This window comes from Novacetimonas maltaceti (genome assembly GCF_002906255.1).
Lineage (GTDB): Bacteria > Pseudomonadota > Alphaproteobacteria > Acetobacterales > Acetobacteraceae > Novacetimonas > Novacetimonas maltaceti.
Window position 1 is genome coordinate 112,678 of record NZ_POTC01000002.1, and the last position, 25,851, is coordinate 138,528.

Here is a 25,851-nt window from a genome sequence, read left to right on the forward strand (position 1 = left end):
AGCCACGTTCCATGACGGATGCCCCCACCCGCCTCCACGCATTACGCGAAACCCTGCGACAGGCCAGCGTCGATGGCTTCATCCTGCCGCGCGGGGACGAACATCTGGGGGAATATGTCGCCCCCTGTTCCGAACGTCTGGCATGGCTGACGGATTTCACCGGCAGCGCGGGCATGGCGGCGGTCCTGATGGATCGCGCGGCAGTCTTTTCCGACGGCCGCTACACCACGCAGATGGAACACCAGGTCAACGGCCTGTGCTGGGAACGGCTGCACCTGATCGAAACCCCGCCCGCGCAGTGGCTGGCGCAGCACGGCGCCAACGCACGCATCGGATATGACCCGCGCCTGCTGAGCGAGAAGGCGCTGGTGCCCTTCCTCGAGGCGGGGCTGACGCTGGTGCCGCTGGCGCGCAACCCGGTGGACGCCATCTGGACCGACCGCCCGATGCCGCCCTGCACCCCCTGCCTTGAACAGCCGCTTGAATATAGCGGCCTCGACAGTGCGACAAAACGCGCGACCCTTGCCACGGGGCTGCGCGACTCGGGCGCGGACTGCGTCGTGCTCAGCGACCCGGCCTCCATCGCGTGGCTGCTCAACATCCGGGGCAACGATGTCCCCTATACGCCGCTCAGCCTGTGTTTCGCGATCGTGCGTGCCGATGCGGGCGTTTCCCTGTTCATCGACCCGACCAAGCTGACGCCGCGCACGCGCGAATGGCTGGGCGGGGACGTGCGCACCTTCCTTCCCGATGACCTGTCCGCGCACCTTGCCGCGCTGGCGGGGCAGCGGGTGCAGGTGGACCCGGCCGCCAATTCCGTGTGGTTCATCCAGACGCTGGAACAGGCCGGGGCCACCGTCCTGCGCGCCACCGACCCGTGCATCCTGCCCAAGGCGATCAAGAACCCGGTGGAACAGGACGGCGCGCGCCGCGCCCATGAACATGACGCCGTGGCCATCTGCCGCTTCCTGCACTGGCTGCAGACCGAGGGCGTGGGCACGGGCGAACTCGAGGCTACGGAGCGCCTCGACGCCTTCCGCAGGCAGTGCCTGGATTACCGCGAGGAAAGCTTCCCCGCCATTTCCGGTTCCGGCCCCAATGGCGCGATCATCCATTACCGCGTAACCCCCGAAACCGACCGCGTCCTGCGCCATAACGAGGTGTACCTGATCGACAGCGGGGGGCAGTATCCCTATGGCACGACGGACATCACCCGCACCGTGTGGACCGGCCCCGAACAGCCCGATGATGATGTGTGCGACGCCTTCACCCGTGTCCTGCGCGGGCATATCGCGCTGGCGCGGGCGCATTTCCCGCTCGGCACCACGGGCCATGCGCTCGACGTGCTGGCGCGCCAGGCGCTGTGGGAAGGCGGGCTGAATTACGACCATGGCACCGGCCATGGAATCGGCAGCTACCTGTCGGTGCATGAAGGGCCGTGCAACATCTCCACCCATTACCGCCCGGTCCCGCTCGAAGCCGGGATGATCATCTCCAACGAACCGGGATATTACCGCCCCGGCGCGTTCGGCATCCGGCTGGAGAACCTGCTGCTGGTCCAGCCTGCGGTCACCAATGGCGAAAACCGTCCCTTCCTCGCGTTCGAGGTGCTGACCCTCGCCCCGTTCGACCGTCGCCTGATTGCGGTGGACATGCTCAACACCACCGAAATCGCGTGGCTCGACGCCTATCATGCACGGGTTTTTGAACAGGTGTCCCCACATCTGGACAATGCCGGGCAGACATGGCTGGAGGCGGCCTGCGCACCGTTGAGCGCCAGATAATGTGACCACGAATATGGTCCCGGACGGGGGTGATGGAATTGTCACATGCCGGTCTGGGGCCTAGGACTTTTTACCAGTTCCGACGCAACTGGGTCCGACAGCGATGCCCGGAAACAGCCAAGCCGGTGCGCAACCTGACCCGCAGTCAGGTGCAAGCACGATAGGGAGACGTTCAAAATGTCCGCAGAAAAAACAATTCCCGCCACCCTGATCCCCGGCGACGGGATCGGCCCCGAAATTGTTGACTCCGTCATCGAGATCCTTGACGCCGTCGGCGCACCGTTCAAGTGGGAGAAGGCGCTCGGCGGTGTGTCCGCCCTTGACGCCACCGGCAGCCCGCTTCCCAAGGAAACGATCGAAAGCATCCGTCGCACCGGCCTCGCGCTGAAGGGTCCGCTGACCACCCCCGTCGGGGGCGGCTTCAAGTCCATCAACGTGACACTGCGCCAGGAGTTCGGTCTGTTCGCGAATGTCCGTCCCACAAAGACGATCGTCCCGGGCGGCCGCTTCGAAAACATCGACCTCGTCATCTTCCGCGAAAACCTCGAGGGCTACTACGCCGCGCTCGAAAACTACATCCCGGTCGGTGATGACCCGCACGCCATCGCGACGAGCGCCGGCTACACCTCCCGCGCGGAATGCAACCGCATCGTCCGCTACGCCTTCGAATACGCGGTCAAGAACAACCGCAAGCGCGTGACGCTGGTGCACAAGGCCAACATCCTGAAGCTGCTGACCGGCCTGTTCCTTGAGGAAGGCCGCAAGGTCGCAAAGGAATATGAAGGCCGCGTCGAAGTGAACGAACGCATCGTCGATGCCTGCGCCATGCAGCTGGTGACCGACCCGTGGCAGTTCGACTGCATCGTCACCACCAACCTGTTCGGTGACATCCTGTCCGACCTGACGGCCGGCCTGGTCGGTGGCCTCGGCCTCGCCCCCGGTGCGAACATCGGCGAAAAGGCCGCCGTGTTCGAGGCGGTCCATGGTTCCGCCCCCGACATCGCGGGCCAGAACAAGGCCAACCCGACCGCGCTGCTGCTGGCGGCGAACATGATGCTGCAGCATGTCGGCCGCAAGGACCTTGCCGATCGTATCGACAGCGCGATCAAGAAGGTCATCACCTCCGGCGCGGTGCGCACGGGCGACCTTGGCGGCAAGGCGACCACGACCGACCTGACGGCGGCGCTGAAGCAGGCGCTGGTCTGACCTGACCACCCGTTCCCGCAACGGCGCATTGCCGTCGCGGGAGTGGTAAAAAAGGGCCGTGGCATTCCCCTGCCACGGCCCTTTTTGCGTTCTGTTGTCTCTTAAAGACATCAAGCGTTTTTGGTGAAGCTTTTTTCAAAAAGCTTCGAAGAATGTAGTCTTTCTGAAAAACAACCTGTCAGCTTCCGCGATAGGTCGAAAACCCGTAGGGCGAGACCAGCAGCGGGACATGGTAATGCCCCCCCTTCTCCCCCGCCGCACGCTGCGCCATGCCGAATGCGATCGGCACGACATCAAGGAACGGCGGGTCCGACAGCGCCACGCCGCGCCCACGGAAATAGGCCGCGACCGCGAATTCCAGCCGGTAGGTCCCGGCTTTCATATCCCCCACTGCCGCCGACAGGTCGGGACAGCGCCCGTCCGTGTTCGTCACGCCGGCAAAGAGGCGCTCATTACCCGACCACAGGGTAATTTCCATTCCCGCCGCAGGCTGCCCCGACACAAGGTCAAGGACATGGGTCGAAAGGGTGCTCATGGCGTTTCCTCCAGCCGTTTGAGGATATCGGCCTGCCGCAGGGCCGCGATCTTCGCGATTTCGTCGAGGGCCGCGCCAATCTCCGTCTCCGGGTCATGCGCCAGCCGCCGCTCCATCTCGTCCAGGATCCGTGCCTTGTCCGACAGCCGCACGCAGATGATGAACGGAATGCCGAATTTGGCCGCATAGGCATCATTGAGCGCCCGGAACCGCGCGAATTCCTCCGGCGTCAGGCGGTCCAGCCCGGCCGAGGCCTGTTCACTGGCGGATGCGTCCGTCAGCGTCGGGTCAACCCCGGCCAGCCGGGCCAGTTCGGGATGCGCGCGGATCAGGGCCATCTGCTGCGTATCGGTGGCGCGGCGCATTTCATGCACCATGACCCGCAGCATGTGCGCTTCGTCATCAAAGGGCCGGTAATCCAGCGCCTGTTCCGCCACCCATGGGGAATGTTCGAACATCGGGCCGAACAGTTCGATGAAACGGGCCTCATCCAGCGCGTTGGCGCGTGCAATGGCCGATGTCATGCCGGATGCACCGCAAGCCAGTGGCGCGCGATCTCCAGCCGGGTCGTCACCCACACCTGTTCCTTGCCGGCGATGTAATCGAGGAACCGGGCCACGGCGCGCGCACGCCCCGGACGCCCGGCCACGCGACAATGCAGCCCCACCGACATCATCTTCGGCGCGCTGGCCCCTTCCTCATACAGTTCGTCGAACGTGTCGCGCAGGTAGCGGAAGAACTGCTCCCCTTCGGTAAAGCCGTTCAGGGCGACGAAACGCATGTCATTCACATCGAGCGTATAGGGCACGATCAACTGCGCCCGGCCATTGCTGCGGTCATAGTACGGCAGGTCATCGGCATAGGAGTCGGCGTCATAGACAAAGCCGCCTTCCTGCGCGACGAGGCGCGCGGTATTGGGGCTGGTGCGGCCCTGGTACCAGCCCAGCGGGCGCGACCCGGTCACCTGTGTATGCAGGGCGATACATTCCTCGATATGGGCGCGCTCCACCGCTTCGGGGATGTGCTGGTAATCGATCCAGCGCAACCCGTGAGAGGCGATTTCCCACCCGGCATCCTTCATCGCACGCACCGCGTCGGGATTGCGGGCCATGGCCATCGCGACACCGAATACCGTCACCGGCTGGCGGCGCTGCGTGAAAATCCGGTGCAGGCGCCAGAACCCGGCACGCGCGCCATATTCATACAGGCTTTCCATCGCGATCGCGCGCGCGCCGGGAATCGACGGCGCACCGATCATTTCCGACAGGAACGCCTCCGACCCGCGATCACCATGCAGGATGGAGTTCTCGGCCCCTTCCTCGTAATTGATGACGAACTGCACCGCGATACGCGCGCCACCGGGCCATTTCGGGTCGGGCGGTGATCCGGCATAGCCGACCAGGTCACGCGGATATCCGTTGGGCTGCCCCATCATCTCACTCCCCATATTCCGCAAGGGCGGCATCCACGGCACGGCCGGAAACAAGGCCATGCCCCTCCTGCCGCAGCACCGCCTCCAGCGCGCCAAGCGTGAGCAGCACCTTGTGCTTCGCCGCGTTGTAGCCCATTGCGCCAATGCGCCAGATCCGGCCCTGCAGCGGACCGAAGGCGGAACCGATCTCGATCTCGAAATCCTCGCGCATGCGCGTGCGCACCTTCTCGCCATCAACGCCTTCGGGGATGTACACCCCCGTCACGTTGGCCATGCGGTGTTCGTCACTGCCGAACAGCGTCAGCCCCATCGCACGCAGGCCAGCACCCATTGCGCGGCTTGCTGCGGCATGGCGGGCGAAACGCGCCTCCAGCCCTTCCTCGACCATGATGCGCGCGGCCTCCCGCGCGGCATAGAGCATGCTCGTCGCCTCGGTATGGTGGTTCAGCCGCTTTTCGGACCAGTAATCCATGATCATGGCCAGGTCGAAATAGTTCGAGGCGATGCGCGCGCGCGTGCCATCCGTGGTGTTCGCGCTGCGGATCCCGGCCTCCACATGGCGACGCGACATGATGTATGCGGCGGCACGGTCCGAAATCGTGATGGGCGAGGACCCCGGCGGCCCCCCCATGCATTTCTGCAGGCCGCCCGTCACGATATCCACGCCCCACCGGTCGGTCGCAACCGGCATCCCGCCCAGCGTCGCCGTCGCATCGACATAGGACAGGACATCATGCCTGCGGCACAGTTCCCCCACCCCGTCGAGCGGCTGGGCCATGGTGGTGGAGGTATCGCCATGGATGCACGCCAGCACGTTCGGGCGGTGCGCGATGATGCCGTCCTCGATCTGTTTCAGGGTCGCGACCTCGCCCCACGGGATGTCGATGGTGAAGATCTCCGCGCCGATCCGCTGCGCGATTTCCGACAGCAGCAGCCCGAAGCGTCCCGCCCGCACGATCAGCAGCCGCGATCCCGGTTCGAGGAGCGAGACCAGCGCCGCCTCGATCCCCGCGCGGGCCGTGCCGTCAACCAGAAGCGTCCAGCGGTTTTCCGTCATGAAGACCGTACGGTACAGCGCCATCGTCTGGTTCATGTATTCCGTCATTTCCGGGTCGAACTGCCCCAGCATGTCGGCGGCCATGGCACGCAGCACGCGCGGATGCACGTTGACAGGCCCCGGCCCCATCAACATGCGCGAGGGGGGGTCAATCTGACCAAAAATGTTCTGTGTCATCAGGAACGTCTTTCAAAAAGGCACACGAAATCCGTCAGCGCGCGCAGGGCGACCTCCACATCCGCCGCCGTCACGGCCTCGGCGGGATTGTGGCTGATGCCCTTTTCACAACGGATGAACAGCATGGAGACGGGGGCAAGGTGCGCCATGACCATCGCATCATGGCCCGCGCCACTGACCAGCACGCGCGCGGGCGTCCCGGTCACGTCCGCCACCGCCTGTTCCATCAGGCCGGTCAGGCGCGCATCGCACGGGGTGGCGTCAAGGTCCTGCTGCAACGTCACGTCAAGGATGATGTCGCGCCGCGCCGCAATCTGGCGGATGCCGTCGATGATCTCCCGCGCGGCCGCATCGCGCACCGCATTGGTGCCCGCGCGGACATCGATGGTGAACATCACGTCGCCGGGCACCACATTGGCCGCACCGGGCTGCACCTCCAGCCGTCCCACCGTCGCGACAAGGTCGGCAGGCCCGTTGCGGCCGACCCGCTCCACCGTGCCGATCGCCTCCGCCGCAGCCGCCAGCGCATCGCGGCGCAGGTGCATGGCGATCGTGCCCGCATGCCCCGCCATCCCCTGCATCGTCACGCGGTAACGGTGCTGCGCCGCAATCGCGCTGACCACGCCCACGGCGCGGCCTTCGGCCTCCAGCACGGGGCCCTGCTCGATATGCGCCTCGACATAGGCCAGCACGCGGCCGGGGGCGATCCGGGCCTCGTCGATCGCGGCAAGGTCGAGGCCGAATTCCGCCAGCGCTTCGGCCAGCGTGATCCCGTCGCGGTCGGCCATCGACAGGTCGAACCCGTCACGCACCCCCGCCACCGTGCGCGAAGTCAGCATGGCGGCGGGAAAGCGCGAGCCTTCCTCATCCCCGAACCCGATGACCTCGAGCGCGAAGGGAAAGCGCCGCCCTGCCCGCGCGAAGCTGGCGACCACCTCGATCCCGAGGATCACGCCCAGCATCCCGTCGTAACGCCCGCCATCGCGCACGCTGTCCACATGCGACCCGATCAGCAGCGATGGCGCGTCCGCTGTCGTGCCTTCGTACCGTCCGACCACATTCCCCACGGCGTCAACGCGCACGGACATGCCCGCGTCATCCATCCACCCTGCGATCCGGTCCAGCGTCGCGCGGTATCCCGCGCCAAGGTAGGGACGGAACAACCCGTCCGCATCATCGGAATAGGGCGCGGATCCCAGCAGGTCACACCGCGCCAGCGCACGCTGCCCCGAAGGGGGCGGGGCGGAAATCGGCTGCAATCCTACCATGCTGCGACTCCCCCGTCGCTGCGCGGGTCGGTGGCCCCTTCGATCAGGCCGGTCTTTTCATGGCGCACCAGCGCGCCCGCATGCCCCATGGTGGAGGTGAACGGCCCCATCCGCTCCATCTGATGGCCCGCCGCCTGCATGCGCGCGATCAGTTCGGGGTCAAAGCGATCCTCGTATTTCAGGCTGACGCTTTCCTCCCCCCATGTCCGGCCCAGCAGCCAGCGTGGCGCGGTGACCGCGCGCTGCAATGGCACGCCATAACAGGCATAACGGGTGAAGACGGCCGCCTGCGTCTGCGGCTGCCCCTCCCCCCCCATGGTGCCATAGACCATGGTCCGCCCGTCATCGAGGCGCGCGCCAGCGGGATTGAGGGTATGGAACGGCTTGCGCCCCGGACGCAGGCCATTCCACCCGTCAGGGTCCATGCCGAAACTGGTACCGCGATTCTGCCACACCACGCCGGTGCGCGGCAGGACGACGCCCGACCCGCATTCGAAATACAGGCTCTGGATCATGCTGACGGCCAGCCCGTCGGAATCGATCACGCCCAGCCATACCGTATCCCCCGCCTGCGACGGATGGGGCCACGGGGCCGCGCGCTGCGGGTCGATGGAGGCCGCCATGCGGTCCAGCGCGCCCGCATCGTCAAGGATATCCTGCGCCTGCACCGTCATCAGCGCCGGGTCGCCCACATGCGTGTCACGATAGCGGAAGGCAAGCTTCGTCGCCTCCACCAGCGTGTGCATGTAGTCATAGCTGTCCACCTTCGCCGCGCGCAGGCGGTCGAACAGCGACAGGATCAGCAGCGAGGCCACGCCCTGCGTCGGCGGCGCGACGTTGTAAAGGTCCGCGCCACGGATGCGCGCATGCAGCGCGGGCTGGTGCACGGCGCGATGCGACTGCAGATCCGACAGCGCAAGCGGACTGCCCAGCGCCGCAAGGTCGGCGGCAAGGTCGGCGGCAATGCGCCCGCGATAGAAACTGTCCAGCCCCTCATCCGCGAGCACGCGCAGCGTGCGGGCAAGGCGCGGGTTGTGCAGGATGTCGCCCGCATGCGGCAGGCGGCCTGCCGGCATGAACTGATCGGCGAAACCGGGAACGGCACGCAGTTCATCAACCTTGGCGCGCGTGATGTCCGCGGCCCCGGCCGTAACCGGCACGCCCTGTTCGGCGTAATAGATCGCATCCGCCAGGATCCGGCCCAGCGGCAGGCCGGGCTGGATCGCGTGGCTCCATGACAGGGCCATGTCCCACCCGGACACCGTGCCCGCGACCGTGTTCGCCGCAAGCGGCCCACGCCACGGGATACGGTCCAGCCCGGCATTGCGGTAGAATGCGACATCGGCCTTCATGGCCGCGGCCCCGCTGGCGTCGATGCTTTCCGCGCGCCCGTCCGGCCACAGCGTCAGCCAGAACGCATCACCGCCAATGCCCGTCATGTGCGGGTAGACCACCGCCAGCGCCGCCGCCGTGGCGACGGCGGCCTCGATCGCCGTGCCCCCGGCCTTGAGGATGTCCAGCCCCGCCTGACTGGCGAGGTGATGGGGCGATGTCACCATCCCCCGGCAGGAGCGCGGCGTGTTGAGCATGGTCACTTACTCCCCATGGTCAGCGGCGTGCAGCGGGCCAGTCCCGCGCGTTGCAGTTCCGCCGCCACGGCGAACAGGGCGGCCTCCGCCCCCGGCGCGCCGATCAGTTGCAGCCCCAGCGGCAGGCCCGACGGGTGCGCCAGCGGCGCGGACAGCACCGGCACGCCTGCAAGGCTGATGGGCTGGGTGAACAGGCCAAGGTTGGCACGGGCCGAGACCTCGCGCCCCTCCACCATGATGGTCGGCTGGTCGATGCGCGGCGCGGGGCCGACGGTTGCGGGTGCGACCAGAACGTCATGCTGGCTGAACAGTTCGTGGATGCGCGTACGGAACCAGCTACGGAAACGCTGCGCCTGCACCAGCGTGGCTGACGGCAGCATCGCGCCCGCCATCAGGCGGCTGCGCGTGGCGGGGTCGTACTGCATTGCGCGCTGGCGCAGACGGGCGAGGTGCAGGCTGCCGCCTTCGGCCGCGGTGATCAGGAAGGAGGCGGCACGCGCACGCGCGGCCTCGGGCAGTTCGATGACCGTCGTGCTGTTGAGATGGCGCATCACTTCGTCAATGGCGGCAACGAAACCGGCGTCGATATTCCGCGCGAACCATCCGCCAAGCCGCGCGATCCGCAGCGACGCGACATCGGGCAGCGCATCGGGCGCGCGGCCGTCCATGACCGCGAACACGGCGCGCAGGTCTTCAACCGTATCGGCCATTGGCCCCACGACATCGAGGCTGGCGGCAAACGGATAGGCCCCGTCACGCGGCAGGCGGCCGAATGTCGGCTTCAGCCCCCACACGCCGCACAGTGCTGCGGGCAGGCGGATGGAGCCATTGGTGTCCGACCCCAGCGTAAACGGCATCAGGCCCGCCGCGACCGCCGCCGCCGAACCACCCGACGACCCACCGGCAAGGCAGGCGGGGTCATGCGGGTTGCGCGTCGTGCCGGTATGCGCGTTCTCGGTGGAGAAGCCGTAGGCGAACTCGTCCATGTTCAGGCTGGCCACCGCGATCGCGCCCTGCGCCTGAAGGCGCGCGACGACGGTTGCATCGCGTGTTGCAGGCGGATTGCCGCGCAGGACGAGGGAACCCGCCGTCGTCACCTCGCCCGCGATGTCGAACAGGTCCTTGACCCCGAACGGAACACCCGCCAGCACGCCGGGGTCCTCCCCCCGGGCGATGCGCTGGTCGATGCCTTCGGCACGCGCCACGGCGGCGGGGCCGAAGATGCGCGTGACACTGTTGAAGCGGGTGTCGCGTGCCTCCATGTCGGCAATGACGCCGGTGATGACGGAAACCGCGCTGCGCCGTCCGGCGCGCACGTCCTGCGCGATCTGCAGCGCCGTGCCCGGATGCTGCGTGTCATGTGCCTGCGTCACGGGATGTACTCCCCGGCCGGTTCACACGTATCGGGCAGGACAAAACCATTCAGCAGGTCGGCATATCCCTGCAGCAGCGCGGCATTCGCGGCCACGTCGTTCATGCAGGCGGCCGGGACGCCCAGCCCGATGCAGCGCGCGGCCTGGACCACTGGAAAGATGTCATCGCCGCCCTGCGCCACCGGCATCGGTGGTGGCACCGCATCGTCATTCATGGGGCTGCTCATGCGCTTCGTCTCCCGGAGCTTTGTGTCGTTTACCGACTTCTTTTAGACGGGATCACATGCAGGGGGGTCAAGGCTGATCAGTTCGGGGGTGTCATACGACAGCAGGCTGTCAAGATGGGCCTGCCCGTCCGCGACATACAGGTCGCGCCCGATCCCCTGGGCAAGGCGTTCGACACCAAAGCGCATGCCGCTGATGGAGGCGCCCGAAAGGCCCATGCTCGGCGTGGCGGAGAAGGTGAAGTTGTGGATGTTCGCCAGCATCGGCGCCAGCGGGTCCGCCGGGTCGCGCGCGACGAACTGGTACCGCTCCCCAAGGTAGGGATAGCTGCCCAGAACCTCGCTTTCCTCGCCCGCGGGCGGGGTATAGCGCTCCCCCCACAGGGCCACGGCATGCGCGAACGAACGGGTTTCGGGACGGCGTGACAGGTCCACGGCAAAGCCGGTGCCGATGATGACGAAATCGAACGCCATCTCCCCCTTTGGGGTCTGCACCACGACCTCGTCCCCGCGCATGGATACGCCCTGCCACGGACAGCCGGTGTGATAGGCGAAATTCGCATGCCTGCGGCAACGCCAGAACGTATCCTGCGGCGGTGGCTGGTTCAGTTCGAAGATGCGCCGCATGAAGCCCCAGCGCAGCCGGTCCTCCAGCGCGCAGAAATAGGCGAGGAAGCCCGTGTTCTCCATCCAGCGGTACGGGTTGATGGAGGGGATTTCCTTACGGCGCAGGCACAGCGTGACCGACGCCGCCCCGGCCTCAAGCGCGGTGGCGGCATTGTCGAAGGCCGAGGCCCCCGCACCCAGCACGCCCACGCGCCGGCCCTTCAGGGCCGCGAAATCAATGGATTCGGATGTATGGGCGAAGCGGTCGCGCGGCAGGCTGTCGCGGATGAAGGCGGGCACATGCCATTCGCCACATCCCTCGATCCCGGTCGCAAGCACCAGTTTGCGCGCGTAATGGACCTGCTGTTCCCCGGCCGCGTTACGGAACGACAGGCGCAGCAGCCCGTCTTCCCACGTCACCCCTTCGAACGCATGGTCGTTGGCGACCGGCAGGTCGAGGATGTCGCGATACCAGTCCAGGTAGGCCTGCCAGTCCTGGCGCGGGATCTTGTCGAGCTTTTCCCACGCCTGCACGCCATAACGGGCCTCGAACCAGGCGCGCGGCGTCAGGCTGGGCACGCCAAGGTCGGGGCCGGTGACATATTTGGGCGTGCGCAGGGTGATCATGCGCGCGAACGTGACCCATGGCCCCTCGCCGCCGCGCGGGGCACGGTCGAACACCTGCACGTTGTCGATGCTGCCGCGCTTGAGCGCGAACGCGGTGGCAAGCCCCCCCTGCCCCGCGCCGATGATCGCGACATCAAGCACCCGCCGCCCGTCATGATAGCGCGCAGGCACCCATTCACGCCGGGGATAGCCGATGATCCCGAGGTCACGCCGCACGGCCCTGCCGAGCGCGCCAAGACCATCGCGTGCATCCGTGCCGTCATGTCCGTGCATCGTCATCTGCCTGTCCCACTGTCATTCGCGTCGTTACCGATGCAGCGGCCATGGCGTCCCCCGACGCCATGATAGGCTGTCCCCCCAACCGCACCGTTGATGCAACAGTGTAATCAGGCGGGCAGGTGTTTCGTCCAGTAGAATGATTTGACCATTCTGTTTCCTAAAACAGAACAGCAGACCGGAACAGGCGCTTACAGCACCTGCTCGTCCCCCACCCCCTGGATGCGGCGCAGTTCCTGGCGCAACTCCTCGATCACCGTTTCCAGCAACGGCGGCAGCCAGCGCGATTCCCGCACATAGACGCCAAGGTCCGTCACCGCGCGCGTATCGCGCAGCGGCACATGGCACAGGCGTTCATGCCCGGCCTGCATTTCCACCGCCAGCGGCGACTGGAACGCAAGGCCGCTGCCGGCGGCGACCATGCGGTTGGTCAGTTCGATGGACCCCGTATGCAGCACGACATGCAGGTGTTCGTGCCACGGGCGCAGCATCGGTTCCATGACACGGTACAGCGACAGGGTGCGCGTCGGCAGGATCAGGCGGTGGCGGACGCACTCCTCGATCGTGACGGTGCGCAGGTGCGCGACGGGGTGGTCGGGGCGCACCACCGCGCCGACCGGGAAATGCGCCACCGCGACACGGCGCAGGTCGGGATACAGCGCCAGCGAAAACGCGATGCCAAGATCGACGCTGCCATCCTGCAGGGCGGAGACGATATTCTTGGGCGAGCCGATTTCCACATTGAGGTCCACGGCCGGATACATCCGCGTGATCCGTTCAAGCAGTGGCGGCAGGAGTTGCCCTGTCACGCCCTCCACCGCCATGATCCGCAACCGCCCGTCCTGCCGGCCGGACAGGGCGTTGATCTGCTCCTCCGTGCGGGCGGCGTCCTGCATGACGGTGACGATGTGCCGCGCCATGATGCGTCCCACCTCCGTCAGGACCATGCCTTCGGGCAGGCGGTCGAACAGCGGCGCGCCCACCTCCGCCTCCATCTGCGCCAGTTGCCGGGTCAGGGCGGAGGGCGTGACGTTCAGGCGGCGCGCGGCCTCGCGGATGGAACGGCATTCGCGCACGGCGTTGAAATAGGAAATCCCCCGCGCGTGCAGGCGCATCATGCGCGGGGTACGCAGGAGGGGCTCACTCATGCCGCCATCCCCGCTGCGCGACGGGCGGCATCACCATGCCCGTAACCGCCATGGCGGCGTGACACCATCGTTGCACCATCGCGCATCGCACGCCATCTCCCATCAAGGTCCACCCCAGCAACCATCGCACCCGGCATCGCCGCGCGCATGGGGGCACGGGATACGGAACATTCCCCGCGATGATACTTCATTCCCGCGCCACCGCCAGAGAGCGCCCCGGCAAAAGACGAACCCGCGCTATCCCCCTTCCGCCGCCAGGTGCGCCCTGCGCCGGACGCGCGGGGCAAGGTCGCGCCCGAAACAGGGCCGGTCGACATACGCGCCCCCACCCGCCACGCATGGATGCGTGGACGACCATGCCACGACACCGCCGCGCACTACATGCCGCACCGCGCCGGAGACAGTTGGCGCGCCACGGCATGACGACAGCACGCGCGCCGGTGCCTGCGGGTCCCACAGCAGCAGGTCGGCATCCGCCCCCACCATGATCGCGCCCTTGCGGGGATGGATGTTGAAGGCCCGCGCCGCGTTGGCCGACGTGATGGCCACGAATTCCTCCGCCGACAGGCGACCGGCACGCACACCATGATGCCACAGCAGCCCCATGCGCCCCACAAGGTCCGGCATGGCGTCCGTCCCGTCCCCACCCGCGCCGGAGGCACTCATCCCCAGCACGCCCGCCGCCAGCGCGCCCCACAGGGACGCATGCTGCGCGCCATCACGCAGGGGGGGCAGGCCGTCATCGCAGGCGGGCGCGTCGTCATCATCCGCCTCCAGCACGAGATGCCGGGGCAGCACCTCCGCACTGACGCGCTGCCCGCGCAGGCGCGCGGCGGCGATGGCGTCAACACCGTCGCGCGTGGAAACCGGCCCGACATGGACCGGCGCGCCCAGCACGCCTGCCATCATGATGGCGCGGGCAATGCCGCTTCCCTCGATCGGGGCGGCACAGGACAGGGCCTGCGCCTCCGCGCCCTCGATCCCGGCGCGGTGCAGTCCCGCGCGCAGGTAGGCCGCGACCTGCCCCCCATGGCCGTCGAACGCGCATAACGCCCCCAGCGCCAGCGCATGGTCGATCACGCCCATGACCTGCGTATCGTCCATCGCCCCGCCGCAGGACAGGCGAAAGGCGTTCACCCCACATGCCTGCGTCACCTCCGCCATGCCGCGCGCGACATCCACGTCCCAGTGCCCGACCACCATATGGGCGGACACATCGACGCCTGCCCCGCGTGCCGCATGCCGCCAGTCCCGCCATGCCGCGCGCAGCCCCTGCCCACGCGGCGCGGTGACGCAGTCGATGATGGTCGTTGTCCCCGCCGCCAGCAGTGCCGGTCCCATGCAGGCCATGCGATGCGCATCCGCGCCGATACGGGTATGCGGGTCCACCCCGCCGGGCATCACCAGCAGGCCGCCCGCATCCAGCACGTCGCAACCGGCGGGAATGTCCAGCGACGGGCCGATGGCGGCGATTTCGCCATCGTCGCCACACAGGACGTCAATCCTGAACGACGCCTCCGCCGTGACCACCGTCCCGCCACGCACCAGCAGCATCATACCCCCGCCATGGATAAGTGATTGACAAACGTCTCCGGGTGCCGGCTTTTTTCAAAAAGGCGGCATCTTTCGAAGCTTTTTGAAAAAAGCTTCACCAAAAACTTTTTGTTTGCCTTTGGTACGGTCCCCGATTCAGGCACATTCCTCGATCCCGGTGGCGACGGACAGGCTGCTGCCCAGCCGGTCCAGCCTGCGGCGCACGCTTTCGCCCTGCACCACGGCCCGTCCCGATGCAAAGCGCAGGACCAACTGGTCCCCATCGAACACCAGTTCCGTGCCGCGCAGCAGCGCATCCGTCCCGCCACTGACGCTGTAGGCCAGGCGCAGTGCCTGCCCCAGCACCAGCGCGCGTGCGAACTGTGTCTCGTCCAGCAGCAGGCGGGAAGGTTCAAGACATGGTGTCGCCATGTCCACGCCATAACGCACCGCCAGCGTCAGCGCGAGGAAGGCACGCGCCCCATGCGTGAATCCCACCCCCTGCATGCGCAGGATCCGCAGGTAGGTCTGCTCCGCCCGGTATTCGGGATGGTCATACGACCCGACATCCGACATCCAGCACGCGGCATGGCGCAGGCGGCGCGCCACGTCGCCCTCACCGGGGAACAGCGGCGCGGTCCATGTCGCAAGGCGCAGCGGCAGCGTCATGCTGCGGCCCAGGCGGCCACACATTTCCCGCGCGACGGCTTCCTGCGGGTCCATGTCGGCCACGGCGGCCGCGACCTTGCGCATGTACCACCCCTCACGCAGGCCATCGACGCAGAAGACAAGCCGCGCGGGCTGCATCCGGCGGATCAGCCGGCGCAGCACGGTGGCGGCAAAGGGCGCGTCCTCCAGCCGCTTGCGCGGCACCCCCGGCAGGCGCTCCAGCGCGCGGCGCGACGACCCGATGATCCAGTCCGCCATTTCCCGCGCCGGTTCCGCCCCGAGTTCATAAAGGTGGACGATATTGAGCGGATAGGACGTGCGCGCGATCTGCAGGCGCGCCAGCGCGCGGAACCCGCCACCCACCAGATACAGCGAGCGTCCCCGCACATCATCCAGCCACCCGATCTGCGACAGGTCGGTGTCCACCACCTGCCGCGCCTGCGCAAGGTCGCCCTGCGCACGGTCATTGAGGCGGATGACCCCAAGCGGCAGCGTGCAGGCATTGAGCTTCTGCCCCCCCACCAGCCGGATCAGTTCCAGCGAACCACCGCCGATATCGGCCACCAGCCCATCCGCGTCGGGTATGCCGCACAGCACGCCGGTTGCGGAATAGTCGGCCTCCTGCTCCCCCGACAGGATATGGATCGGCACGCCGGGCAGGCGCGCGCGCAGGCCGGCGACGAATTCCGGCCCGTTGGTGGCGTCACGCACCGCCGCCGTGGCCAGCACCTCGAACGGGCTGGCGTCCATGCCGCGGGCGATGGCGTTGAAACGGGCCATGACCTCCATGGCCATCGGCACCGCCTCCTCGTTCAGGCGGCCCGTGGCGTTGAGGCCACGGCCAAGGCGCAGCACCACCTTTTCATTGAAGATCGGAACCGGGTTGCGCGAAATCCCGTCAAACACCACCAGGCGCACGGAATTCGACCCCAGGTCGATGACGGCGGAACGGTCCTGTCCCGATGCGCCGCTCATGCCCGCCCCGCCGCCATGGTGGCGGGGGCGGGCGCGTCAGGGATGTCTTTCATGCGGGCCATGACGCTGCTGTCCTCAGTCCTCAATACTCTGCTCCGTATGCCACGGCTGCGATGCGCTGACGCGGATACCGCCATCACCGGGGGCACGTCCACCGCCCGATGGATGTTCCATGAAATATTCGTGGGCCGAAAACGGCGCACGTCCCGGCTCCAGCCGTCTCCATACGCCATTTCGCTGCAATATCCATGACTGGAGGTTGTCCTTCAGGTCCGCCATCATGATCTGGTTCAGCACCCGGTCATGCACCGCCGGGTCACGCATGGGCACCATGCTTTCCACCCGCCAGTCCATGTTGCGCACCATCCAGTCGGCCGAGGAGATGTAGAGTTTCGCCTTGCGCGACGGCAGGCGGTGCCCGTTGCCGAAGGCATAGATGCGCGCATGTTCGAGGAAGCGGCCCACGATCGACTTCACCCGGATGTTTTCCGAAAGGCCCGGCACCCCGGGGCGCAGGCAGCAGATGCCGCGCACCACCGCCATGACATGCACCCCCGCGCATGACGCCGCATACAGCCGGTCGATCAGCCCCGGATCGACAAGGGAGTTCATCTTGAGCCAGATGCGCCCCGGCCGCCCGGCCTTCACATGCTCGATTTCCGCATCGATCAGTTCATTGAGGGTGGAGCGGATGGTCACGGGGGAAAACGCGATCGCCTCCATCCGCGCGGGCATGGCGTAGCCGGTCATGTAATTGAACAGCCGCGCCGAGTCGCGCACCAGTTCCGGGTCGCAGGTAAAGAACGACAGGTCGGTATAGATGCGCGCCGTGATCGGGTGGTAATTGCCGGTGCCGAAATGCGCGTAGGAACGCAGCGTCCCGCCCTCGCGCCGGACGACGAGGCTGAGCTTCGCATGGGTCTTGAGGTCGGAGAAGCCAAAGACCACCTGCACGCCCGCCGCCTCCAGCGCGCGGGCGAGGCGGATGTTCGCCTCCTCGTCGAAACGCGCGCGCAGTTCGACCATCGCCGTGACCGACTTGCCCGCCTCCGCCGCCTCGATCAGGGCCTTGACGATCGGGCTGTCGCGCGACGTGCGGTACAGCGTCTGCTTGATCGCCACCACCGCCGGGTCCAGCGCCGCCTGCCGCAGGAACTGCACCACCACGTCGAAACTTTCGAACGGGTGGTGCACGATCATGTCGCGCGCGCGGATGGCGGCAAAGCAGTCGCCCCCGCAATCGATGATCCGTTCGGGGAATCGCGGCGTATAGGGCGGGAACAGCAGGTCGGGCCGGTCATCGACGATCATCTGCTTGAGGTCGACCACCCCGATCAGCCCCGACTGCACCAGCACCTCGTCCGGTGGCGCATCGAGCGAAGCTGCCATCGAGCGGGCAAGATCCTCTGGCATGCGCGCCTCGATATCGAGGTGGATGACCACCCCGCGCCGTCGGCGTTTCAGCGCGCTTTCATACGAACGGACCAGGTCCTCGGCCTCGTCCTCGAATTCCACGTCGGTGTCGCGCACGACGCGCATCACGCCCCATTCCCCCGCGACAAGGCCGGGGAACAGGCGGCCGATGCACATCACGATCAGGCGTTCGAGCAGGATGAAGCGCGTCTGCCCCGGCGGCGACAGGGAATCGGGCATGCGGATGAAGCGTTCGATGCGCGAGGGCAGCAGGATCAGCGCCTCCATCACGAACTGCCCGGTGCGCGCGTTCATCAGGCGCAGCGCCTGCGCGATTCCCATGTTGGGAATGAACGGCAGCGGATGGGCCGGATCGATCGCAAGCGGGGTGAGCACCGGGAAGACCCGCTCCATGAAGCAGGTGTCGAGCCATTCGCGCTCCGCCGTGTCCAGCTGGTCCTCGTCACACAGCACGATGCCCGCGCCGGAAAGCTCATGCAGCAGGTCGCGCCAGATGCGCTGCTGCTCATGCAGCAGGCGGGCGGTACGCTCACGCACCGCGACAAGCTGCTGCGCCGGGGTCAGGCCATCGGGCGATGGCGCGATCAGTCCCTCGCGCACCTGCCCGACAAGGCCCGCGACACGCACGGAATAGAACTCGTCAAGGTTGCTGGCGCTGATGGACAGGAAGCGCACGCGCTCCAGCAGGGGATTGCGGGGATTGTCCGCCTCGTCCACCACGCGCTGGTTGAAGTCGAGCCATGACAGTTCGCGGTTGATGAAGCGTTCGGGCGAATGGATGTCGGGGCATGGCGCCTCTGCGGCGGCCTCATGCACCACCAGCGCCTGCGATGGCGGCTCCTTGCGCGTGCGTGCGCGCGACGTGCGGCGTGCGGGCCGGCGCGGCGCATCCTTGCCATCCCTGGCAGCCGGAGTGGTGGAGGCTGACTTGCGCGGAGGTCTGGACAACGAACTCGATCTCCCGATTGGGGGCCTGCGTACGGGGGACGGGCATGGCCAAGAAAACAGGTCCCGCCACACTAGGCCAGCCGCCCGAACCTTGACCAGAGGGCGCGCGCCTGTTTACGCGTCATCCACCATGAGCGGGCCGGTACCTGCGTCCATGTCCGTCATGGCCGGGTCGTGCGCCAGCAGGTCGCCAAGTTCACTGATCGCCATCGCGCGCGTCACGGCGCGCCCGGTGGCAAGGGCGGCATGGTCCAGCCGTCGCGCCACCTCCAGCATGGTCGCGGCCGTGCGTGGCAGGCGCGGCAGCAGCCAGTCCACGACGGCGGGGGCCACGACAATCTGGCGTTCGGCCAGCAGCCGCAGCAGCACGATGCGCAGCAGCACGTCCTCGGGCTGGCGCACCTGCACTGCCATGGTCGCGCGCAGCCTGCTGCCAAGGTCGGGCAGCGTGACGGGCCAGTGCGCGGGCGCGCGGCGGCCGCTCAGGGCAAGGGCCATGCCATGTTCGCGCGCGCCGTTGAGCAGGTGCAGCACCGCGCGTTCGTCCCCGCAGCGTTCGGCATCGTCCACCGCGATCGCGACAATGCCCGACCCGCGCCCCGCGCCGAATATCCGCGCGACATCCGCGCGCGTCAGGTCCGGCCCCGACAGCAGCACGGCATCATGCTCGGCCGCCCATATTTCCAGCAGGTGCGTCTTGCCACATCCGCGCGCGCCCCACAGCGCAAGCCGCCGGTCGGGCCATGCCGTGCGGCCAAGCAGCCATGCACGTGCGACCGCGTTCGATGGCGCCGCCACGAAATCCGCGCGGGTGAAGCGCGGCATGTGCGCAAAGGGCAACACAAGCTGCCCGATCGTGTCGCGGATCGGCATTTTCTCCGTTTTCAGCCCCATGCGCCCAACCACCGCTTGGAGCGCGGCCCCGGCTTGACGTAAAGAAGCGCGAAGACCGTATTGACCCCAATGCTGTCGCATCCATCGCGTCCTCCATAGCCTGCGTGCGGGAGTCCGGGAAAGCGATAGTTTGACGATGAAGGCCCTTGCGCATGACCTCCGCCGCTTCCACCTCCCCCACCCCTCCATCCAGCGACGCCACGGATGCAGCCTCGGGCGCGACCTATCGCGACGCGGGCGTGGACATCGCCGCGGGCGACGCGCTGGTGGAGGTGATCAAGCCCGCAGCGCGCGCGACCGACCGGCCCGGCACGATGGGTGGCCTGGGCGGGTTTGGCGCCCTGTTCGACCTGAAGGCCGCGGGCTTCACCGACCCGGTGCTGGTGTCGTGCACCGATGGCGTTGGCACGAAGCTGATGATCGCGATCGAAAGCGGCCTGCATGAAACGGTGGGCATCGACCTCGTGGCGATGTGCGTGAACGACCTTGTGGTGCAGGGTGCGACGCCGCTTTTCTTCCTCGATTATTTCGCAACCGGCCACCTGTCGGTCGATGACGCGGCGAAGGTGGTGCGCGGGATCGCCGCTGGCTGCTCCGGCTCCGGCTGCGCCCTTGTGGGCGGGGAGACGGCAGAAATGCCGGGCATGTATGCCGCAGGCCATTACGACCTTGCCGGATTCTCTGTCGGGGCGGCCGAACGCACCGCCCTGCTGCCGCGCGACATCCGCCCCGGCGACACGCTGGTCGGCCTGCCGTCGGCGGGCGTGCATTCCAACGGGTTTTCGCTGGTGCGCGCCATTGTCAAACGCTCCGGCCTGGCATGGGACGCGCCGTGCCCCTTCGCACAGGGGCAGACGCTGGCGCAGGCGCTGATGACGCCGACGAAGCTGTATGTCCACCAGGTGCTGAACCTGCATCATGCGGGCCTGCTGCAGGCGGCGGCGCACATCACCGGCGGCGGCCTGCCGGGCAACCTGCCGCGCATTCTGCCGCATGGCACGCGCGCCGTGATCGACGCCGCATGGCCCGTCCCGCCCGTGTTCGGCTGGCTGGCGAAGGCCGGGAAGGTCGCGACGGAGGAGATGCTGCGCGTCTTCAACTGCGGCCTTGGCATGGTGCTGGTCACCCGCGACCCCGAAACCGTGATGAAGCGCCTGAATGACGCCGGGGAGACCGCCCATGTCATCGGCCGGATCGAGGCTGCCGACAGCACGGACGCCCCGGCTTCGCTGGACATGAAGGTGTCGCCCGATTTCGGTGTGGCGGGCGCGGGCGCCTGAGGATGACGGTCACGAAGAAACGCCCGATCGGTATCCTCATCAGCGGGCGCGGCAGCAACATGGGCGCACTGATCGCGGCGTGCGCGGCGGCGGATTACCCGGCGCGCATCGCCATGGTCATCAGCAACAACCCCGACGCGCCGGGACTGGAGAGCGCACGGGCGGCGGGGCTTGCGACGAAGGCAATCGACCACCGCCCGTTCGGGCGCGACCGCGCGGCGCATGAACGCGCCATCGACGCCACCCTGCGCGATGCCGGGGTGGAGGTCGTCTGCCTGGCCGGGTACATGCGCCTGCTGACGCCGTTCCTGACGCAGGCATGGGCGGGGCGGATGCTCAATATCCATCCCAGCCTGCTGCCTTCCTTCCCGGGGCTGCACACGCATGAACGCGCGTTGCACGCCGGGGTGCGGCTGCATGGCTGCACCGTGCACATGGTGACCGAAGCCATGGATGAAGGCCCGATCATCGGGCAGGCGGCGGTGCCGGTCCTGCATGGTGATACGCCCGACACCCTCGCCGCACGTATCCTGACGCAGGAACACCTGCTGTATCCGGCGGCGCTGCGCCGGGTGCTGATGCCCGACACACAACCGCAGGCGACGGCGGATGCGCTGTTGTGTGTCTGAAAGACTGCCTTAAACAATCTGTTGATAAAAATAAAAGTTTTCGGGTGCCGTCTTTTTTCGAAAAGGCGGCGTCTTTCGAAGCTTTTTGAAAAAAGCTTCACCAAAAACTTTTGATCTTTGAAACATTCCCCATGCGCATGAAAAAAGCCGGCATTTCTGCCGGCTTTCCCCATTGATGTCCGAAGGGACGATCAGGGCAGGATTTCGGTGCCTGCGAAGAAGAACGAGATTTCGTTCTTCGCGTTTTCCAGGCTGTCGGAGCCATGGACGGAGTTCGCTTCGATGCTTTCGGCGAACTGCGCGCGGATGGTGTTGGCCTCGGCCTTCTTCGGGTCGGTGGCACCCATCACTTCACGGTTCTTCGCCACCGCGTTTTCGCCCTGCAGCACCTGCACGACAACCGGGCCGGAGACCATGAAGGACACCAGGTCCTTGTAGAACGGGCGTTCCTTGTGCACTTCGTAGAACGCGCCAGCGGTGGCGGGCGTCAGCTGGATGCGCTTCTGCGCGACGATGCGCAGGCCGGCATCCTCGAACACGGCGTTGATCTTGCCGGTCAGGTTGCGGCGGGTCGCGTCGGGCTTGATGATCGAAAGGGTACGTTCGACAGCCATGGAACTGGCTCCTTTTAACTCAAATACATGGGTTCGACAGGACAGGATGCCCGTCGAAGGGCAGGTGTCCCTGCCTCACGCCATCTAGAGCATATCGGTCAGGACTGGTAGGTACTAGCGCGACGAATCCTGCCATCCGCGCCACATATTCCCGGAGTATCGCGTTTCGTGAGCCTGCTTGTCATATCCGACCTGACCCTTCGCATTGCTGGACGCACCCTCCTCAACGGGGCCAGCCTGACCATCGACCCCGGTCGCAAGGTGGGGCTGGTCGGGCATAACGGGGCGGGGAAATCGACGCTGCTGGCCGCGATCGCAGGGGATATCGCGCCCGATGGCGGGGAAATCCGCCTGTCGTCGCGCGCGCGCATGGCCCGCATCCGACAGGAGGCACCAACGGGGCATGGGTCCCTGCTGGACACGGTGCTGGCGGGGGATACCGAACGCACCGCCCTGCTGGCGGAGGCCGACAGCGCAACCGACCCCATGCGCATCGCCGACATCCACGAACGCCTGCGCGCCATCGACGCCCACAGCGCACCGGCCCGCGCGGCGGGCATCCTGTCGGGACTGGGCTTTGACATGGCGGCGCAGGCGCGCCCGGTTTCGGACTTTTCGGGCGGGTGGCGCATGCGCGTGGCGCTGGCGACCGCGCTGTTCCTCAATCCCGACCTGCTGCTGCTGGATGAGCCGACCAACCACCTCGACCTTGAGGCGACGCTGTGGCTGGAGGGGTGGCTGGCGCGCTTCGCGGGTGCGGCGCTGATCGTCAGCCATGATCGCGGGCTGCTGGACCGCGCGGTGGATGCGATCGCGCACCTTGATCGCGGCAGGCTGACGCTGACCCCCGGCGGGTATGAGGAGTTCGTGCGCATCCGCACCGAACAGGCCCTGCAGCAGGCGCGCATGGCCGAACGCATCAATGCCCGCCGCGCGCACATGCAGTCCTTCGTGGACCGCTTCCGCGCCAAGGCGACCAAGGCGAAGCAGGCGCAGGCGCGGCTCAAGGCGCTGGAGAAGCTGCCGGTCATCGAATCGGTGGTCGAAGACGCGCCGAGCCAGTTCTCCTTTCCCGAACCCTCTCCCCTGCCGCCGCCGATGCTGACGATGGACCGGGTTTCGGTCGGGTATGGCGACACCACCATCCTGTCGAACCTGTCGCTGCGCATCGACATGGAGGACCGCATCGCCCTGCTCGGCGCGAACGGCAATGGCAAGTCCACCTTCGCCAAGCTGGTGGCCGGGCGGCTTGCGCCACAGTCGGGCACCCTGTCGCACAGTCCGCGCCTGCGCGTCGGCTATTTCGCGCAGCACCAGGCGGAGGAACTGCGCCCCGACGAAACGCCGGTCGATCACATGGCGCGCGCCCTGCCCGATGCGACACCGGTGGCGGTGCGCGCGCAACTTGCGCGCTTCGGGCTGGACGCGGCGCGTGCCGAAACGGTGACGCGCGACCTGTCGGGCGGGGAGAAGGCGCGCCTGCTGCTGGCACTGGCCACGCGCGATGCGCCGCACCTGCTGATCCTTGACGAACCGACCAACCATCTCGACCTCGACGCGCGTGACGCGCTGATCCGCGCACTGGCGGAATTCGAGGGCGCGGTGCTGCTCATCAGCCATGACCCGCACCTTGTCGAACTGGTGGCCGACCGGCTGTGGCTGGTGGGCGATGGCGCGGTGCGCACGTTCGAGGGCGACATGGCGGAATATCGCGCGTGGCTGATCGAACGCGCCCGCGCCGCGACCTCCGGCGGCGACAGTGCGCGTCCCGCCCCCGCCCCCCGGCGCGAGGACCGGCGCGAACGTGCCGAGGCCCGCAAGGCGCTGGCCCCGCTGCGCCGGCGCATCCGCGACGCGGAGGCCCGCATGGCAAAGCTGGCGGCCGAACAGGAGAAGGTGGAGGCGCGTCTGGCCGACCCCACCCTGTATGAAGCGGCGAACAGCGCGGACGAAGTCACGAAGCTCAACACCCGCCTTGCCGCGTTGCGGCGTGACCATGCGGCGGCGGAAGAGGACTGGCTGGCCGCAGAGACGGAACTGGAGGAAGCCGAAGCCGAGTAAGCGGCCGGGAAACCGTTTCCCAGAAGCTTTTGGGCAAAAAAACTTTGCCAGTACCCTTCAGGTGATTTTCAGCCGGTCCTACACGCTTCCTTCATTCCGGGATGTGCATCTGTCGTTCCCGGCCGTGCCCTGCCTTCATTGCAAAAAAATCGTCGCTCCGCAGGGGCAGCGGGCAGGCCCATGCGTTTGACCTGAGCCCCTTGCGCTGGTGGCGCAAAATGGGTCCGATCACTCCACCACTTCCCCATCATTCACCAACCCTTGGATATCTTTATGGCCTCTCCCACGACAGAGCATGATACCGGCCATGGCACGGGCCACGACATCGCGCCGGAGTCCCGTGACGATGCTGGTGACGACGCCCCGACCAACCCGCAGGCCGAACAGCTTGCGCGCATTCACCACCTGCTGCGCCTGGCCCTGACGATCACGGTCCTGGTCGTGTCGATCTGGCTGGTGGGCGATGTGCTGATGGTGCTGTTCGCGGCGACGCTGGTGGCCGTGATCCTGCACAACCTTGCACGCCATCTGGAACGGCGCACACGCATGCCTTACTGGATCGCGCTGAGCATCGTCGTGCTGGCCATCATCTCCGCCCTGACCGCCATGATCTGGAGCAGCGGCCCGGAGATTTCCGAACAGGCCATCCGCCTGCGCACCGCGCTGAGCGAGCAGGCACATACCCTGCGCGACCATATGGGTGACAGCACGCTGGGGCGCATGATCCTCGACAACCTGCCGACCTCCTTTGGCGGGAACGAACATTCCTCCGGCGGCAGCGGATTCGGCTCCATCGCCGGGTCGATGACCGGGTTCGTCACCTCCGCCTTCGGCGCGGCGGGCACGCTGGCGGTCATCCTGATCGCCGGCCTGTATTTTGCCATCTCGCCCGAAATCTATGTCAACGGCATGCTGCGCCTTGTGCCGCGCGAATACCGCATGCGCACGCGCGACCTGCTGCTGACGGCGGGACAGACGCTGTGGGCATGGACGGCGGGGCAGGCGCTCGACATGACGGTCGTGGGCCTGCTGTCCTTCATGGGGCTGTGGATCATTGGCGTGCCGCTTGCGCTCGCGCTTGGCGTCGTGGCGGGACTGGCGAATTTCATCCCCTATATCGGCGCGTTCGTCGGGGCGGTGCCCGCCGTGCTGATCGGACTGTCACAGGGCACGCGCGAAGGACTGACGGTGCTGTGCCTGTATGCCGCCATCCAGTTCTTCGAAGGGAACGTCATGGCGCCGCTGATCCAGCGTCACGCCGTGAAGATGCCGCCCGGCCTGACCATCCTGTCACAGACGATCTTCGGCACGATCCTTGGCATTCCGGGACTGATCCTCGCCTCCCCGCTGACGGCAGCGCTGCTGGCGATGATGGACAGGGCCACGCCGAAACTGTCGGATGACGAACGGGTCTGAACAGGCAGGGAAATCAAGTTGCAAAAGGTTTTAGATGTCGCCTTTTGATCTAAAAAAGGCGACATCTTTCGAAGCTTCTTGGGAAAAAGCTTCACC

The 25,851-nt window shown here is 67.0% G+C and carries 22 protein-coding genes; 6 read left to right on the forward strand and 16 right to left on the reverse strand.

Features of this window, described 5'->3' with window-relative positions:
* Positions 1-11: 11 nt before the first annotated feature.
* Positions 12-1,784: an aminopeptidase P family protein gene (locus tag KMAL_RS01645; protein ID WP_110094018.1), complete on the forward strand. Its 1,773-nt coding sequence runs from the start codon at positions 12-14 to the stop codon at positions 1,782-1,784.
* Positions 1,785-1,961: 177 nt separating this feature from the next.
* A complete protein-coding gene (locus KMAL_RS01650; RefSeq protein WP_110094019.1) occupies positions 1,962-2,990 on the forward strand; it encodes an isocitrate/isopropylmalate dehydrogenase family protein in 1,029 nt (342 codons plus the stop codon).
* 178 nt (positions 2,991-3,168) lie between these two features.
* On the opposite strand, the gene uraH is transcribed toward KMAL_RS01650, so the two are convergent.
* From uraH to KMAL_RS01720, 15 genes are all read right to left on the reverse strand, one after another.
* The gene (gene uraH, locus KMAL_RS01655; protein WP_110094020.1) at positions 3,169-3,525 is read right to left on the reverse strand and encodes a hydroxyisourate hydrolase; all 357 of its coding nucleotides are present in this window, start codon (positions 3,523-3,525) and stop codon (positions 3,169-3,171) included.
* On the reverse strand, positions 3,522-4,049 hold the full coding sequence (gene uraD / locus KMAL_RS01660; protein WP_110094021.1) for a 2-oxo-4-hydroxy-4-carboxy-5-ureidoimidazoline decarboxylase: 528 nt from the start codon (positions 4,047-4,049) through the stop codon (positions 3,522-3,524). Before uraD ends, uraH begins: the two co-directional genes overlap by 4 nt.
* On the reverse strand, positions 4,046-4,957 hold the full coding sequence (puuE, locus tag KMAL_RS01665) for an allantoinase PuuE (RefSeq protein WP_110094072.1): 912 nt from the start codon (positions 4,955-4,957) through the stop codon (positions 4,046-4,048). Before puuE ends, uraD begins: the two co-directional genes overlap by 4 nt.
* Before the next feature lie 4 nt (positions 4,958-4,961).
* Positions 4,962-6,191 carry a pyridoxal-phosphate-dependent aminotransferase family protein gene (locus tag KMAL_RS01670; protein ID WP_110094022.1) on the reverse strand — a complete coding sequence of 410 codons (1,230 nt, stop codon included), beginning with the start codon at positions 6,189-6,191 and terminating at the stop codon, positions 4,962-4,964.
* The gene (locus KMAL_RS01675; RefSeq protein WP_110094023.1) at positions 6,191-7,459 is read right to left on the reverse strand and encodes an allantoate amidohydrolase; all 1,269 of its coding nucleotides are present in this window, start codon (positions 7,457-7,459) and stop codon (positions 6,191-6,193) included. The genes KMAL_RS01670 and KMAL_RS01675 overlap by 1 nt, the downstream gene beginning before the upstream one ends.
* A complete protein-coding gene (locus KMAL_RS01680; RefSeq protein WP_110094024.1) occupies positions 7,453-9,048 on the reverse strand; it encodes a gamma-glutamyltransferase family protein in 1,596 nt (531 codons plus the stop codon). Before KMAL_RS01680 ends, KMAL_RS01675 begins: the two co-directional genes overlap by 7 nt.
* Before the next feature lie 2 nt (positions 9,049-9,050).
* Positions 9,051-10,421: an AtzE family amidohydrolase gene (locus KMAL_RS01685; RefSeq protein WP_110094025.1), complete on the reverse strand. Its 1,371-nt coding sequence runs from the start codon at positions 10,419-10,421 to the stop codon at positions 9,051-9,053.
* Positions 10,418-10,648 (reverse strand): DUF4089 domain-containing protein, encoded by a 231-nt coding sequence (locus KMAL_RS01690; protein WP_408887873.1) that lies wholly within the window; start codon positions 10,646-10,648, stop codon positions 10,418-10,420. Before KMAL_RS01690 ends, KMAL_RS01685 begins: the two co-directional genes overlap by 4 nt.
* Positions 10,649-10,690: 42 nt before the next feature.
* Positions 10,691-12,157, reverse strand: coding sequence for an NAD(P)-binding domain-containing protein (locus KMAL_RS01695; protein ID WP_180999713.1), 1,467 nt, complete (start codon positions 12,155-12,157; stop codon positions 10,691-10,693).
* Between the two features lie 188 nt (positions 12,158-12,345).
* Complete coding sequence (locus tag KMAL_RS01700) at positions 12,346-13,302, reverse strand: LysR family transcriptional regulator (protein WP_110094026.1); 957 nt, start codon at positions 13,300-13,302, stop codon at positions 12,346-12,348.
* Entirely contained in the window at positions 13,299-13,493 is a 195-nt protein-coding gene (locus KMAL_RS16840; RefSeq protein WP_146044131.1) for a hypothetical protein, read from the reverse strand. The genes KMAL_RS01700 and KMAL_RS16840 overlap by 4 nt, the downstream gene beginning before the upstream one ends.
* Positions 13,494-13,539: 46 nt before the next feature.
* Complete coding sequence (locus tag KMAL_RS01705; RefSeq protein ID WP_239019892.1) at positions 13,540-14,859, reverse strand: amidohydrolase family protein; 1,320 nt, start codon at positions 14,857-14,859, stop codon at positions 13,540-13,542.
* Between the two features lie 132 nt (positions 14,860-14,991).
* The gene (locus KMAL_RS01710) at positions 14,992-16,479 is read right to left on the reverse strand and encodes a Ppx/GppA family phosphatase (RefSeq protein WP_110094027.1); all 1,488 of its coding nucleotides are present in this window, start codon (positions 16,477-16,479) and stop codon (positions 14,992-14,994) included.
* 75 nt (positions 16,480-16,554) lie between these two features.
* Positions 16,555-18,861: an RNA degradosome polyphosphate kinase gene (locus KMAL_RS01715; RefSeq protein ID WP_110094028.1), complete on the reverse strand. Its 2,307-nt coding sequence runs from the start codon at positions 18,859-18,861 to the stop codon at positions 16,555-16,557.
* Positions 18,862-18,975: 114 nt separating this feature from the next.
* On the reverse strand, positions 18,976-19,734 hold the full coding sequence (locus KMAL_RS01720; RefSeq protein WP_110094076.1) for a P-loop NTPase family protein: 759 nt from the start codon (positions 19,732-19,734) through the stop codon (positions 18,976-18,978).
* Between the two features lie 173 nt (positions 19,735-19,907).
* Between KMAL_RS01720 and purM the strand changes: the two genes are divergently transcribed.
* Positions 19,908-21,035, forward strand: a complete 1,128-nt coding sequence (purM, locus tag KMAL_RS01725; RefSeq protein WP_110094029.1) for a phosphoribosylformylglycinamidine cyclo-ligase — start codon at positions 19,908-19,910, stop codon at positions 21,033-21,035.
* Positions 21,036-21,037: 2 nt separating this feature from the next.
* Entirely contained in the window at positions 21,038-21,664 is a 627-nt protein-coding gene (gene purN / locus KMAL_RS01730) for a phosphoribosylglycinamide formyltransferase (protein WP_110094030.1), read from the forward strand.
* Between the two features lie 191 nt (positions 21,665-21,855).
* Here the strand turns inward: purN and ndk are convergent, their stop codons facing one another.
* A complete protein-coding gene (gene ndk, locus KMAL_RS01735; RefSeq protein WP_110094031.1) occupies positions 21,856-22,278 on the reverse strand; it encodes a nucleoside-diphosphate kinase in 423 nt (140 codons plus the stop codon).
* Positions 22,279-22,446: 168 nt separating this feature from the next.
* Here ndk and KMAL_RS01740 point away from each other — a divergent pair, with 168 nt between their 5' ends.
* On the forward strand, positions 22,447-24,339 hold the full coding sequence (locus KMAL_RS01740) for an ABC-F family ATP-binding cassette domain-containing protein (protein WP_110094032.1): 1,893 nt from the start codon (positions 22,447-22,449) through the stop codon (positions 24,337-24,339).
* Positions 24,340-24,612: 273 nt separating this feature from the next.
* The gene (locus KMAL_RS01745; RefSeq protein WP_408887874.1) at positions 24,613-25,755 is read left to right on the forward strand and encodes an AI-2E family transporter; all 1,143 of its coding nucleotides are present in this window, start codon (positions 24,613-24,615) and stop codon (positions 25,753-25,755) included.
* Positions 25,756-25,851: the final 96 nt, after the last annotated feature.